Annotated in this window: 15 protein-coding genes; 5 read left to right on the top strand and 10 right to left on the bottom strand. The window is 69.7% G+C overall.

Annotated features, from left to right (window positions below; genetic code table 11):
- Positions 1-192: 192 nt before the first annotated feature.
- The 3 genes from AC1DCG_RS16355 to AC1DCG_RS16365 all read right to left on the bottom strand — a co-directional run bounded on the left by AC1DCG_RS16355 (position 193) and on the right by AC1DCG_RS16365 (position 2367).
- The gene (locus AC1DCG_RS16355; protein WP_477030937.1) at positions 193-954 is read right to left on the bottom strand and encodes a pseudouridine synthase; all 762 of its coding nucleotides are present in this window, start codon (positions 952-954) and stop codon (positions 193-195) included.
- A 4-nt stretch (positions 955-958) separates the two neighbouring features.
- Complete coding sequence (locus AC1DCG_RS16360; protein WP_477030938.1) at positions 959-2002, bottom strand: lysine-2,3-aminomutase-like protein; 1044 nt, start codon at positions 2000-2002, stop codon at positions 959-961.
- 239 nt (positions 2003-2241) lie between these two features.
- Positions 2242-2367 carry a hypothetical protein gene (locus AC1DCG_RS16365; RefSeq protein ID WP_477041563.1) on the bottom strand — a complete coding sequence of 42 codons (126 nt, stop codon included), beginning with the start codon at positions 2365-2367 and terminating at the stop codon, positions 2242-2244.
- Between the two features lie 129 nt (positions 2368-2496).
- Here AC1DCG_RS16365 and AC1DCG_RS16370 point away from each other — a divergent pair, with 129 nt between their 5' ends.
- On the top strand, positions 2497-3372 hold the full coding sequence (locus AC1DCG_RS16370; protein WP_477030940.1) for a LysR substrate-binding domain-containing protein: 876 nt from the start codon (positions 2497-2499) through the stop codon (positions 3370-3372).
- Positions 3373-3447: 75 nt separating this feature from the next.
- On the opposite strand, the gene AC1DCG_RS16375 is transcribed toward AC1DCG_RS16370, so the two are convergent.
- The 3 genes from AC1DCG_RS16375 to epmA form a co-directional block, all read right to left on the bottom strand.
- Positions 3448-3888, bottom strand: coding sequence for a VOC family protein (locus AC1DCG_RS16375; RefSeq protein ID WP_477030941.1), 441 nt, complete (start codon positions 3886-3888; stop codon positions 3448-3450).
- Between the two features lie 69 nt (positions 3889-3957).
- The gene (locus AC1DCG_RS16380) at positions 3958-4332 is read right to left on the bottom strand and encodes a hypothetical protein (RefSeq protein WP_477030942.1); all 375 of its coding nucleotides are present in this window, start codon (positions 4330-4332) and stop codon (positions 3958-3960) included.
- Between the two features lies 1 nt (position 4333).
- The gene (gene epmA, locus AC1DCG_RS16385; RefSeq protein ID WP_477030943.1) at positions 4334-5386 is read right to left on the bottom strand and encodes an EF-P lysine aminoacylase EpmA; all 1053 of its coding nucleotides are present in this window, start codon (positions 5384-5386) and stop codon (positions 4334-4336) included.
- Between the two features lie 139 nt (positions 5387-5525).
- Between epmA and efp the strand changes: the two genes are divergently transcribed.
- A complete protein-coding gene (efp, locus tag AC1DCG_RS16390; RefSeq protein ID WP_165260549.1) occupies positions 5526-6092 on the top strand; it encodes an elongation factor P in 567 nt (188 codons plus the stop codon).
- 88 nt (positions 6093-6180) lie between these two features.
- On the opposite strand, the gene AC1DCG_RS16395 is transcribed toward efp, so the two are convergent.
- Entirely contained in the window at positions 6181-7644 is a 1464-nt protein-coding gene (locus AC1DCG_RS16395) for a catalase (RefSeq protein WP_477037249.1), read from the bottom strand.
- A gap of 282 nt (positions 7645-7926) precedes the next feature.
- Here AC1DCG_RS16395 and AC1DCG_RS16400 point away from each other — a divergent pair, with 282 nt between their 5' ends.
- Together AC1DCG_RS16400 and AC1DCG_RS16405 are read left to right on the top strand one after the other, a co-directional pair.
- Positions 7927-8334 (top strand): MerC domain-containing protein, encoded by a 408-nt coding sequence (locus tag AC1DCG_RS16400; RefSeq protein WP_165260545.1) that lies wholly within the window; start codon positions 7927-7929, stop codon positions 8332-8334.
- Positions 8335-8401: 67 nt separating this feature from the next.
- A complete protein-coding gene (locus AC1DCG_RS16405) occupies positions 8402-8830 on the top strand; it encodes a DUF6491 family protein (protein ID WP_477037266.1) in 429 nt (142 codons plus the stop codon).
- Positions 8831-8839: 9 nt separating this feature from the next.
- Here AC1DCG_RS16405 and AC1DCG_RS16410 read toward each other — a convergent pair whose 3' ends face one another.
- From AC1DCG_RS16410 to AC1DCG_RS16420, 3 genes are all read right to left on the bottom strand, one after another.
- On the bottom strand, positions 8840-10666 hold the full coding sequence (locus AC1DCG_RS16410; RefSeq protein WP_477030946.1) for a glycoside hydrolase family 9 protein: 1827 nt from the start codon (positions 10664-10666) through the stop codon (positions 8840-8842).
- Positions 10667-10918: 252 nt separating this feature from the next.
- Positions 10919-11497 carry a hypothetical protein gene (locus tag AC1DCG_RS16415; protein WP_477041564.1) on the bottom strand — a complete coding sequence of 193 codons (579 nt, stop codon included), beginning with the start codon at positions 11495-11497 and terminating at the stop codon, positions 10919-10921.
- A 282-nt stretch (positions 11498-11779) separates the two neighbouring features.
- Positions 11780-12127 (bottom strand): putative quinol monooxygenase, encoded by a 348-nt coding sequence (locus AC1DCG_RS16420; RefSeq protein WP_477030948.1) that lies wholly within the window; start codon positions 12125-12127, stop codon positions 11780-11782.
- An 84-nt stretch (positions 12128-12211) separates the two neighbouring features.
- Between AC1DCG_RS16420 and AC1DCG_RS16425 the strand changes: the two genes are divergently transcribed.
- Entirely contained in the window at positions 12212-12532 is a 321-nt protein-coding gene (locus AC1DCG_RS16425) for an ArsR/SmtB family transcription factor (protein WP_477030949.1), read from the top strand.
- Positions 12533-12545 lie beyond the last annotated feature (13 nt).

Raw genomic sequence — 12545 nt, forward strand, 5'->3', positions numbered from 1 at the left:
TGCAACACGCCGTGGCGGGAGTTGGGCGAAGGCCTTCTTCAATCCCGTCATTCCCGCCCTTGTGGCGGGAAACCCTGGTTCCGCTCGCACGTGAGAGGCCAGCGGATCGCCAGCGATCCGCCACGTCTGCCCTTGCGGCTTACAGAGGGGTTCCCGCCACAAGGGCGGGAATGACGGGTGGGGAAGGGGGGTCTACCCCCTGATCAGCGCGTCGCGCTCGGCCGGCGTCAGCGAGCGCCAGCGGCCTTCGGGCAGATCGCCCAGTTCGATCGGGCCGACGCGGTGGCGGAACAGGTCGATGACGTCCAGTTCCACCAGGTCGCACATCCGGCGGATCTGGCGGTTGCGGCCCTCGGTCAGCACGAAGCGCAGGGTCTCCTGGCCCAGGCGGTCGACGACGGCGCGCTTGAGCTTGCGGCCGTCGAGTTCGAGGCCATGGCGCAGCCAGTCGATCTTCTCGCGGGTCAGCTCGCCGCGCACCCGGACGCGGTATTCCTTTTCCAGCGTCGATTCCGGGCCGATCACGGCCTTGGCCACCACGCCGTCCTCCGACAGGATCAGCAGACCGCGCGAGTCCATGTCGAGACGACCGACCGGGGCCAGCTTGCTGTCGCGGCCGGGCACGGGGCCGGGCTGGCCGAACTGCGCGCCCCTGGTCAGCAGGCGCACGGCCGGGATCTGCTCGCCCTCGGGTTGCGACGAGACGATGCCGACGGGCTTGTGGATCATCACCGTCATGGCCGCGCCCAGCTTGGCGGTCGCGCCGTCGTTCAGCACCAGGGTCTGGCCGGGCAGGATCTTGCGGCCGGCGTCTTCCACCACCTCGCCGTCGATGGTCACCAGGCCCTGGCCGATCAGGGCCTCGGCCTCGCGGCGCGAGCAGACCCCGCTCTGGGCTAGCCACTTGTTGACGCGCTGAGGCTCGGCCTCGTCGTAGGTGCGGGTCCAGGCCATGGGATCAGTCGGCTTTCGGGGGATAGGCGTGGGTCTGGCCGCGCGGGTCTTCCACCGCGCCGTCGTCGAGATAGTTGGGGCCGATCGGCACCTTGCCGTGGCCGTCGGGGATGTCGAGCACGTAGGTCGGCTGGCACAGGCCCGAATAGCGGCCGCGGATGGCCTTCATCAGCGCCCGGCCTTCCTCGACGCTGGTGCGCAGGTGGCTGGTGCCGGGGGCGAGATCCCCCTGGTGCAGGTAGTAGGGCTTGATCCGGGTCTCGACCAGCGCCCGCATCAGCGCGCCCAGGCTTTCGGGATCGTCGTTGACGCCCTTGAGCAGCACGGTCTGGCCGATCATCGGGATCCCCGCGTCAACCAGGCGGGCGCAGGCGGCGCGGGCGGCGGGGGTCAGCTCGCGGGCGTGGTTGGCGTGCAGGGCCACGTACACCGCCTTGCTCCCCCGCTTCAGCGCCGCGACCAGCTCGGGCGTCACGGCTTGCGGATCGACGGAAGGAATACGCGTGTGGAAGCGCACGACCTTGACGTGCTCGATCGCTTCCAGCCGGTCCATCAGGTCGGCGATGCGGCGCGGCGACAGCACGAAGGGATCGCCGCCGGTGACGATCACCTCCCAGATCTGCGGGCGGGCGGCGATGTAGGCGAAGGCCTCGTCCAGTTGAGCCGGCGACAGGGTCGAAAGGCCCTCGGGGCCGACCATCTCGCGGCGGAAGCAGAACCGGCAATAGACCGCGCAGGTGTGGGTGGGTTTCAGCAGCACGCGGTCGGGATAGCGGTGGACGATCCCCTCGACCGGGCTGTGGGCGAAGTCGCCGATCGGGTCTTCGGACTCGGCGGGCAGGGTGACGAGTTCGGCCTCGTTCGCCACGAACTGGCGGGCGATCGGGTCGAACGGGTCGGCTTCGTCGATCAGCTGGGCCATGTCGGGCGTGATGGCCACCGCGTATTGGGCGGCCACGCGCTCCAGCGCCGGCAGGCGGTCGGCGGCGACGAGGCCGGCGTCGGCCAGGGCGCTGGCGCTGCGGAGGGTCTTCTTGGCGGCGATCATGATCGCTGCGGGATATGCGCCGAACGGGCGAGGTTGGCAAATCGGGGGGGGGGGGCTGGCGAGCTCTCTCCTAAACTCCCGTCATTCCCGCCCTTGTGGCGGGAAGCCCTCTGTCAGCCGCAGGGGCGGGAGGGGCGGATCGCTGGCGATCCGCTTGCGCTTCAAGTGCGGGCGGAGCCAGGGTTTCCCGCCACAGGGGCGGGAATGACGGGAAGAAATACAGTCAGGCGAGGCCGCCCTCACCGCGGACTGTGCACCGGCACGCTGCCGKGCCAGGGCTCGGGGCTGAAGGGCGAGGAGGGCGCGCGGTCGAGCGCGCCCATCAGGGCGAGCGCCAGCGCGCCGCCGACGAGCAGCAGTTTCATCGTCTTGGTCCTGTTAGGTGCGGTGGTGGAAAAGGGGCGGCCGCAGGAAGACGATCTCAAATTCCAGCAGGCTTTACGAACGATGGCTTCTGACTAAAGTTGTGAGTTCAGCTAACAAGTGAGGCGCGCATGCGACTTCCGCCCTTCGGCTCCCTGGTCGCCCTGGAGGCGGCCTATCGCCATCGGGGCTACAGCCGGGCGGCCGACGAGCTGAACGTCACCCACGGCGCCGTCAGCCAGCAGATCCGCAAGCTGGAGGAGGAACTGGGTGCGGTGCTGTTCCGGCGCGAGGGCAACGACATGGTCCCCACCCCCACCGCCCGGCGGCTGGCCGAGCACGTGGCCGAGGCGCTGTCGATCCTCAAGGCCGGCGTGCAGACCGCGCGCCAGACCCTGGCGGGGCCGCTGGTGATCAGCGCCACCTCGGCCTTCGCCAGCCGCTGGCTGGTCACGCGCCTGGCCCGCCTGGCCGCCGACACCGGCGAGGCCGACCTGCAACTGCGCATCGAGGACCGCAAGGCCGACCTGCGCACCGACGGCGTCGACATCGCCCTGCGCTTCGGCCGCGGGCCCTGGGAGGGGCTGGAGTCGATCCCGCTGCTGGGCGAGCGGCTGTTTCCGGTCTGCTCTCCGGGCTTTCTGGACCGGCATCCGATGAGCGGTCCGGCAGACCTGCTGACCGTGCCGCTGCTGCGTCACACCGGCGTGCACTGGGCCGTCTGGTTCCGGGGCATGGGCCTTGAGCCGCCGCAGATGATCACCGGCATCGCCTTCGACGACACCTCGGTGATGCTCGACGCCGCCGCGCAGGGCATCGGCGTCGCCCTGGCCCGCGAAGGACTGTCCGAACGCGACCTGCGCGACGGCCGGCTGGTGCGGCCCTTCGCCGGCGAGGTCGAGGTCGAGACCGGCCACCACGTCGTCTGGCGCGCCGATGCGCCCCGCCTGTCGCGGATCCTCAAGGTGCGCGACTGGCTGCTGGCCGAGGTGGGGCGGGAGGCTTAGCCGCCAATCCCGCCGTCGTCATCGCGGATAAGCCCTGCGGGCTTTCCGGGATGACGAATTTTAGGAGCGCCGACCTTACTGCCCCGGCGCCCAGTCCGCGCCCGGGATCGTGTTGACCATCCACGGGATGCCGAACCTGTCGGTCAGGCTGCCGTAGCCCGGCGACCAGAAGGTGGGTGCGAACGGCATGCCGACCTTGCCGCCTTCGGACAGGGCCTCGAACACCCGCCTGGCCTCGGCCGCGTCCTGCGTATGGAAGGTGACGTCGAAGCCGTTCTTGGGCTTGTCGATATTGGGGGCGAACTCGGGCGGCATGTCCGCGCCCATCAGCGACTGGTCGCCGACGTCGAGCCAGGCGTGCATCAGCCAGTCCTTGTATTTCGCATCGACCGGCATGTCGGCGGGGCCTTCGCCGAACGGAAAGGCGGCGGTGACCTTGCCGCCCAGCACCTGGGCGTAGAACTCGAAGGCCTGGCGGCACTCGCCCTGGAAGCTCAGGCTGGTGACGATCTTCATGGCGTCCTCCCTGGACATGTTTCCTTTGGGGAAACTAGCGCAGGAGAACGACGATCGGTCGACAGCGCGTCAGCGCACGGTCCTGGCCAGGCTTCGTGCGGCGGCCGAGGCCTCGACGACCGGTATCTCGCCCGCCGGGGCGGCTGGACGGGCGCCTTCGAGCAGAAGGATCTCGTCGGCCCTTCCGTCGTCGCGGGCGCAGTACAGGCCCGAGGCCTCTTCTGTCCGCCAGTGGAAGGCCCAGCCGCGGTTGCGGGTCTGGCCCACCTTGCAGAGGCTAAGATGGGTGGGGGATTGGCCACGCTGGAACTGGGCGTCGGCAAAGCCCGCGGCGCGAACGGCCTCGCGCGCCTGCGCCCGCCGTCGATCCTGGGCGTTGGGTCCGCAGGCCTGGGCCACGACGGCGACCAGGGCGAGCGCGATCAACACGCGTCGTTGCATCACGTCAAACCTCCGCCACCGGAACCCACAGCACCTCGTCGATGCGCCGCGCGCCCGTGGCCAGCAGCGCCAGGCGGTCGAAGCCCAGGGCCGAGCCGGCCGCGGCCGGCATGTGCTCCAGGGCGGCCAGGAAGTCTTCGTCGATGGGATAGCGCTCGCCATAGACGCGCTGCTTCTCGTCCATCTCGGCGACGAACCGGCGGCGCTGTTCGGCCGCGTCGGTGAGTTCGCCAAAGGCGTTGGCCAGCTCGACCCCGCAGGCATAGAGCTCGAAGCGTTCGGCCACGCGCGGATCGCCGGGCTTCGGGCGCGCCAGGGCCGCCTCGGCCGTGGGGTATTCGCAAAGCACCGTAGGGCGTCCGACGCCCAGGTTCGGCTCGACCTTCTCGACGATGATGCGGCTGAACACGTCGGCCCAGGTGTCGTCGGCCGAGACGCGGACGCCCGCCGCCGTGGCCGAGGCCGCCAGGGCGTCGCGGTCGGTCTGTCCGCCTTCGCCCAGGCTGCCCAGCAGGTCGACGCCGGCGTGGCGCATGAAGGCGTCGGCCACCGTCAGCCGCTCGGGCGCGGCGAAGGGATCGCAGTCCAGGCCCCGGAAGCTGAAGAGCTTGGTTCCCGCCGTCCGCGCCGCCAGGGCCAGCAGGGCCGCGCAATCGTCCATCAGGGTCTCGTAAGGCTCGCCGACCCGGTACCACTCCAGCATCGTGAATTCCGGATGGTGCAGGGGGCCGCGCTCCCGGTTCCGCCACACCTTGCCCAGGCTGAAGATCCGCTGCTCGCCCGCCGCCAGCAGCTTCTTGCAGGCGAATTCCGGCGAGGTGTGCAGGTGCAGCTCGGCGCGCTCGCCCGACAGCGAGACGGCCTGCGTCGAGAAGGCGTGCAGGTGCGCCTCGTTGCCGGGCGAGACCTGGAGGCAGGCCGCGTCGATCTCCAGGAAGTCACGGGCCGCGAACCAGTCGCGCACCGCCGCGGTGATCCGGTTGCGGGCCAGCAGGAAGGGGCGGCGGTCCTGGTGCTTGCCGGGGCTCCACCAGGGAGAAGGCGTGGGGGCTGACACTTGGGGCCTCTGAAAGGGGGCGAAACGACGGAAGGGCTGGCGATCTAGCCCCGTTCGCTATAGAGGGGCACACGGATTCATCTGCAATACACGCGCGCGCGTTCATCCGCGCCGTCGCCCGATCTTCAAGGACTCTCACGTGAAGGTAGCCGCCAGCTCGCTCCGCAAGGGCGCCGTCGTCGACATGGACGGCAAGCTCTATGTCGTCCTGACCGTCGACAACATCCACCCCGGCAAGGGCACCCCGGTGACCCAGCTCAACATGCGCCGCATCAGCGACGGCGTGAAGGTGTCGGAACGCTACCGCACCACCGAGCAGGTCGAGCGCGCCTTCGTCGACGACCGCAACCACACCTTCCTGTACCAGGACGGCGACGGCTATCACTTCATGAACCCGGAAACCTACGACCAGGTCGTGGCCACCCCGGACGTGATCGGCGACGCCGCCGCCTATCTGCAGGACGGCATGACCGTGATCCTGTCGACCCACGACGACGTGCCGATCGCCATCGACCTGCCGCGCACCGTGGTGCTGGAAGTGGTCGAGACCGAACCGTCGGTGAAGGGCCAGACCGCCAGCTCGTCGTACAAGCCCGCCATCCTCAGCAACGGCATCAAGACCACGGTCCCGCCGTACATCACCACCGGCACCCGGGTCGTGATCCTGACCGAGGACAACTCGTACATGGAACGCGCCAAGGACTGATCGTCCTTCTCGACACGTTCGAAATTGAAGAACCCCGGCGACCGAAAGGCCGCCGGGGTTTTTCTTGGTCGCCGCCCTGGCGCGGCCGCTACTCGGCGGCGGCCGTCTGGGGCGGGGCCAGCCGGGCCAGGGCCTCGGCCACGCCGGCGCCGTAGGCCGGATCGGCCTTGCTGCAATTGGCGATGTGCCGCTGCTGCACGTCGAGGCTGGCGCCGCCCAGCGAGCGGGCGGTGTTGTCGAACAGGGCCTGCTTCTGGCTCGCGTCCATCAGCCGGAACAGGTCGCCCGGCTGCTGGTAGTGGTCGTCGTCGACGCGGTGATCCCAGTGGGCGGCCGCGCCCTCGATCGCCAGCGGCGGCTCGGCCATGTGCGGGTGGTCGATCCATTCGCCGCGGCTGTTGGGCCAGTAGGTCGGGGTGGCGCCCAGATTGCCGTCGACCCGCATCGCCCCGTCGCGGTGATAGCTGTGATAGGGGCACTTGGGCGCGTTCACCGGGATGTGCACGTGGTTCACCCCCAGCCGGTAGCGCTGGGCGTCGCCGTACGAGAACAGTCGCGCCTGCAGCATCTTGTCGGGCGAGAAGCCGATGCCCGGCACGATGTTGGCCGGCGTGAACGCGGCCTGCTCGACCTCGGCGAAGACGTTCTGCGGATTGCGGTTCAGTTCCAGCACGCCCGCCTCGATCAGCGGGAACTCGCCCTTGGGCCAGACCTTGGTCAGATCGAACGGGTTGAAGCGGAAGGCCTTGGCCTGGGCGTCGGTCATGATCTGGACGTAGAGCGTCCAGCGCGGGAACTCGCCGCGCTCGATGGCCTCGAACAGGTCGCGCTGGCTGCTCTCGCGGTCCTTGCCGACCAGCGCCTCGGCCTGCGCGTCTGTCAGGTTCTCGATCGGCTGCTGGCTGCGGAAGTGGAATTTCACCCACACCCGCTCGTTGGCGGCGTCGAGGAAGCTGAAGGTGTGGCTGCCGAAGCCGTGCATGTGGCGATAGCCGCGCGGCAGGCCGCGCTCGCTCATCACGATCGTCACCTGGTGCAGGGCCTCGGGCAGCAGGGTCCAGAAGTCCCAGTTGTTCTGGGCGCTGCGCATGCCCGTGCGCGGGTCGCGCTTGACCGCGTGGTTGAGGTCGGGGAAGCGCAGCGGGTCGCGGAAGAAGAACACCGGGGTGTTGTTGCCGACGAGGTCCCAGTTGCCCTCCTCGGTGTAGAACTTCACGGCGAAGCCGCGGATGTCGCGCTCGGCGTCGGCCGCCCCGCGCTCGCCGGCCACGGTCGAGAAGCGCAGGAACACGGGCGTTTCCTTGCCCACCTCCGAGAACAGCCTGGCCTTGGTGAAGCGGGTGATGTCGCCGGTCACCGTGAAGGTCCCGTAGGCGCCCGAGCCCTTGGCGTGCATCCGCCGCTCGGGGATCACCTCGCGGTCGAAATGGGCCAGCTTCTCGAGCAGCCAGATGTCCTGCAGCAGGGCCGGACCGCGCGGGCCGGCGGTCTCGATGTTGACGTTGTCCTGCACGGGCGCGCCGTTGGCGCGGGAAAAACGGGCGTCCGACATGGCGGTCTCCGGGGGCGTTGCGTGGCGGCGAGCCTCGCCGATGGCGCTTGTCGGGGGCTTGAACGATCGCGTCGTTCAGAAGGTGCAAGCCGGGGCCCCCTCAGTCGCTCCGCGACAGCTCCCCCCGAGGGGGAGCATCTCGGCGCTTAAAATCCTCCCCCTCTGGGGGAGGTGGCCCGAAGGGCCGGAGGGGGCGGCCGACAAAATTCAGCCTCGCCCTCTTGATTGAGTGTTATGTAATAACATCTAAGTCGCCCCGACCGTTCGCTACCGGAGTACCCCATGGCCCGCCACACCCACCTGCAACGGGGTCTAGACGGCGCTGCGATCGGCCTTTCGGGGCTCTGCCTGGTGCACTGCCTGGCCGTTCCGGCCATGGCCGCCCTGCTGCCGCTGGCGGCGAACCTGTCGCATGCCGAGTGGTTGCACCCGCTGTTCCTGGCCATGGCCGCGCCGATCTCGGTCTTCGCCCTGGCGCGTTCGGGCAACTGGCGTCGGCCGGGCATGGTGGCCCTGGCGGCCGCCGGCCTGTCGCTTATGGCGGCCGGCGCCTTCGCGCCCATGGCCGACTGGGCCGAAGCCGCCCTGACCAGCCTGGGCGGGCTGGCGCTGGCCGGCGTCCACCTGTTCAACGCCCGGATCTGTTCGTGCGCCGAGCAGGCCGAACTGGAGCCCGCCGCGCAAGGCTGAGCCCGCTTTCGCAACGGTCGAGGCTGAGCTATCGTCGCAACTGAAAAGACAGTTGCGAGGTCCGCCCATGAAGTCCGCGTCCTTCATCGCCTGCGCCGTCCTGGTTCTCGGCGCCGCGCCCGCCCTGGCCGACAACGGCCAGGTCTTCGACCACGCCGCCCAGCAGGCCGCCTATTCGAGCATGCTGCCGCGCGACAACGCCCGCCAGTGCTTCAACGGCGCGGTGATCGCCGGGGCCAATCGCGCCGGCGCCAAGACGGTCTATGTCCAGTCGACCCAGGGCATCTATCAACTGAGCCTGGCCAGCGACTGCGACGGCCTGAACGCCGCCGAGAAGATCAACGTCCGCTCCAGCGGCAGCGACCTGGTCTGCCCCGGCGAGATGGCGGACGTCGTCGCCAAGACCGCGGCCGGTCCGCAGCATTGCCGCGTGTCCGAGGTGCGTCGCCTCAGCTCCGGCGAGATCAAGGCGCTGTCCACGGCCAGCCGTCGCTAGGCCGCCGCCTCAGCCTTCATCCAGGAACGCCGCGACCCAGAAGAACGGGGCGTTCCAGTTCACCGCCACCTCGTTCTGGGTGAAGGCGTCGATGCTGTCGGTCCAGCAGGTCTGGGCGGCGCACTTGCCTTCCATCTTCCTGGCCACGTCGTCGCTGAAGGCGGTGTTGTTGGGCCCGCCCGAGATCACCCCGGGCGGCGGGGCGGGGTACTTGCCCTTGCCCGCCCAGAAGCGGTGGTGCGGGTGCTTCATCGGCCGCGCGCCCCAGCCGGTGACGTAGGACTGATCCAGCGGATTGCGGCCCAGCACGTAGTCCATGGCGTCGGCGGCGGCCTGGCGATAGGCGGCCTTGCCGGTGAAGTCGTAGGCCAGGCCCAGCACCATGGCGCGGTTCATGATCACGCCGTTCGAGCCCCACACATACCGCGTCCCCGCGTCCGGCAGGCGATAGCCGGCCTGCTGGTCCTCGGCGGCGTACCTGTCGGCGGCGGCGGTCACGCCCGCGCGGGCGGCCTCGCGCACCGACGCCGGAACCTTGTCCGACAGGGCCAGCGAGATCACCCCCAGCGTCGAGGTCGAGCCCCAGCCGGGCGCCTCTGACGCCTTGCCGGCGGCGGGCATGTAGGGCGAGGCCTGCACGACCTCGCCATAGGCCGCCTCGCCGGTGGTCGCCCACAGTTCGGCCGCCGCCCAGAACAGTTCGTCGGAAAGTTCGCCGTCGCCATAGCCGCCGCCGCCGTTGAACTGGCTGTGGGCGTAGATCTCCGGATTGCGCCGCGCCGCGTCGAAAGCGGCGCGGGCGACCTTCAGGCAGCGGGCCGAGAAGGCCGGGTCGACGTCCTTCCAGACCCGCGCGCACTGGGCGGCGACGGCCGCCAGGTTCAGGGTCGCGCCGGTGGTCGGGTGGAACAGGTAGCGCGGCGCCGGATCCTCGTCCGGCGCGGTCGGGATGCCGGTCCAGTAGGCGTCGGTCAGCTTCTGGTGGGCCATGCCCGAGGCGTCGACGTCCGTCAGCGCCAGCGGCCCCTGGCCCTGCTTGCCGACCGGCAGGGCCATGGTCGTTCCCGGCGGAACCTGCATGCGCAGCAGGAACTCCAGCTCCCAGCGGGCCTCGTCCAGCAGGTCGGAGACGCCGTTGCCGGCCTCGGGAATGCGCTGGGCGCCGTCGGCGAAGTCGGGCGTCTTGCCCCCGGCCGCCAGGCGCTCGTGATAGTTCACCAGCGTCCAGACGGCGATGCCGCCGTTGACGACGTACTTGCCGTGGTCGCCGGCGTCGTACCAGCCCTTGCTGGCGTTCAGCTCATAGCCGCAGCCGGCCCAGACCTGGCCGCGCTGGTCCTGGCCGTTGAAGCAGGTGGCGCGGTCGGGCGCGTGGGCCGCGGGGCGGGCCAGTTTCGGATCGTCGCCGTTCCTGGCCTCGATCGCGATCCCGCTGCGGTTCTGGTAGAAGAAGGCCAGGGCGTCGCGCTTCAGCCGCGCATAGGGATGGGCGTCGACCGCGAACGGCCGGCTGGCCCGCTGGCCCACCTTCAGGCGATAGCCATAGCCGGCCGGCGCGGCCGAGAAGTCGATCTGGTGCAGGCTTTCGCCCGAGGCCGCGTCGGGGCCGACCACGCGGGTCTGGCCCTTGGCGACGACGCGGCCGTCCTTGTCCTCCAGCGTCCAGGCCAGGGGCGCGGTCGAGGCCTCCGGCAGCACGGCCAACTTGCCCGCGCTTTCCAGCACGCCGACCTGGTTCAGGCGGATGGGGGCGAGCGGTTCGGCCGCGAGGCTGGGCGAGGCGAGGGCGATCAGCGCGGTCGCCGCCAGCAGGGCGGGCATCGAACGGTGCGGCAAGGGCTTCCTCCGGGACGCGAGACAGATGGACGTCTTTGCGCGTCCCGGCGAGACCCTAGGCGATATCTGACAGCGTTGTCACGCGCGGATGGGAATTCAGCGCGCGGCCCCGGCGGAACGCGCGCGCCGGTCGGCGCCTAGGGTCTGGACGCAACTGGCATGCAAAGAAACGCGTCTTCCCGGCCGGGATGACAACCGCCACAAGTTATCGAAACAGATAACTTGTCGCCCTCGGCCAATTGCCTACCGACCCTAGTAACCCACGAACGGCAGCGAGGAGTGGTGGACGATGATCCGCAGCGCGCCGCGCTCGTCCTTCTTGAACACCCAGGTCTTGTCGACCACGGTCGGATTGCCCTCGGCGTCGCGCAGTTCCAGCTTGCCCATGGTGCTGGCGACCGCGCCGTTGATCTGGATGCCGACCGGCTTGTAGGTCACGCTGCGCCACGGCAGCAKGGCGAAGCCGTCGTCATAGGGATAGGCTTTGTCGTGGCCGACGAAATAGGCCATGGCGCCGACCTTGGTCTTGCGGAAGGTCTGGGGCTCGCGGGTCAGGGTCGGCTTGAACAGCACCGGACCCAGGTCATAGCCGTAGGCCTTGTCGATGAAGGCGCTGGCGACGGCCTTGGCCTTCTCGAAGTTGTTCTCGTTACCGTCATAGGCGACCGAGATCGACACCAGGCCCTTGCCCCAGGCTTCCGCCGCGGCGATGACCTCGGCCTCTGAGATCCGCGGGGTGATCGGCTGGCTGACGCCGGAAGCGGGCGAGGCCGCGACGGCGGCCAGGGCGACCGCCGAGGCGATCAGGGAGCGGCGAGTGGTCAGGGTCATCGGGTCGTACCTCCACGGATGAGCGGCGGCCGACACGGACCGCGCGCGGTTGGCTGGACGCGGACGCGGACTGGCTACTGGGTCTTTCGGGCGCGACGGGCGACCTCGAAGACGGGGTGGCGCTGTGGGGGAGACGGCCGGGCCGCCCGTTCGGAAACGGGCGCGCCGGCGCCGGTGTGACGTGGTGGTCGCCCCCCGAAGGCGCCGCGGGCACCTTCGGGAGAATTCATCGATTTTGCAATCTATGAATGTATTGTGCGCGGCTGCACCCAGTGCGTATCGCTAGGCGAGGGAGCTGCTCATCCTCAGCCAGCGCACGTCGAGCTCGCCGTCCAGATAGTCGGCGCGGTCGGCCAGGAAGCCGATGATGTACGGCTCCTCGAAATGCCGCATCAGTGCGGCGCGGTCGCTCCAGGCCTCGTAGAAGACGAAGAGGTCGCGATCGTCGCGGTCGCGATGGACGTGATAGGCCAGACAGCCCGCCTCCTGGCGCGTCGGCGCCACCAGCGACAACAGTCGCGCCTCCAGCCGGTCGGCCATGCCGGGACGGGCGCGGGCCGAGCCCGCCAGGGCGTAGGGGCCGGTCTCGTCGGCGTCCGGCAGGGGCGGGCCAAAGGGGGTGTTGGACATGGCGAACCTCATAGGTAAGGATATGTCCTTACCTAAAGCTCTTTGAAGGTATGGTTCAATCCTTACCTCTGTCATGGAGACCCGATGCCCGACGCCGAAGGCCACCCCGAGCCGCACGAGATGCAATTGGGCGCCCTGCTGGCCGCCCTGGCCGACCCTTTGCGCCGCCGCGTCGTCGCCGAACTGGTCCGAGCGCAGCCGCTGGCCGAGCGCACCTGCGTCTCCTTCGGCCTGCCGGTCAGCAAGGCTTCGCTGACCCATCACTTCCGGGTGTTGCGCGAGGCCGGCCTGATCCGCCAGGTCGACCGCGGCAACAGCCGGGCGGCCCAGCTGCGTCGCGACGAGATCGAGGCGCGCTTTCCCGGCCTGCTGGCCCTGGTCGCGGCCGAGGACGGCGCCCTCTAGACACCGGTGTCTT

It is taken from the genome of Caulobacter sp. 10L414, assembly GCF_056395525.1.

Coding starts and splice junctions, on each gene's coding strand:
- AC1DCG_RS16405 (WP_477037266.1), top strand. CDS start 8,402: ATGAAGTCCGCGTCCTTCATCGCCTGCGCCGTCCTGGTTCTCGGCGCC.
- AC1DCG_RS16395 (WP_477037249.1), bottom strand. CDS start 7,644: ATGTCGGACGCCCGTTTTTCCCGCGCCAACGGCGCGCCCGTGCAGGAC.
- AC1DCG_RS16360 (WP_477030938.1), bottom strand. CDS start 2,002: ATGATCGCCGCCAAGAAGACCCTCCGCAGCGCCAGCGCCCTGGCCGAC.
- AC1DCG_RS16370 (WP_477030940.1), top strand. CDS start 2,497: ATGCGACTTCCGCCCTTCGGCTCCCTGGTCGCCCTGGAGGCGGCCTAT.
- AC1DCG_RS16400 (WP_165260545.1), top strand. CDS start 7,927: ATGGCCCGCCACACCCACCTGCAACGGGGTCTAGACGGCGCTGCGATC.
- AC1DCG_RS16355 (WP_477030937.1), bottom strand. CDS start 954: ATGGCCTGGACCCGCACCTACGACGAGGCCGAGCCTCAGCGCGTCAAC.
- AC1DCG_RS16420 (WP_477030948.1), bottom strand. CDS start 12,127: ATGTCCAACACCCCCTTTGGCCCGCCCCTGCCGGACGCCGACGAGACC.
- AC1DCG_RS16375 (WP_477030941.1), bottom strand. CDS start 3,888: ATGAAGATCGTCACCAGCCTGAGCTTCCAGGGCGAGTGCCGCCAGGCC.
- AC1DCG_RS16425 (WP_477030949.1), top strand. CDS start 12,212: ATGCCCGACGCCGAAGGCCACCCCGAGCCGCACGAGATGCAATTGGGC.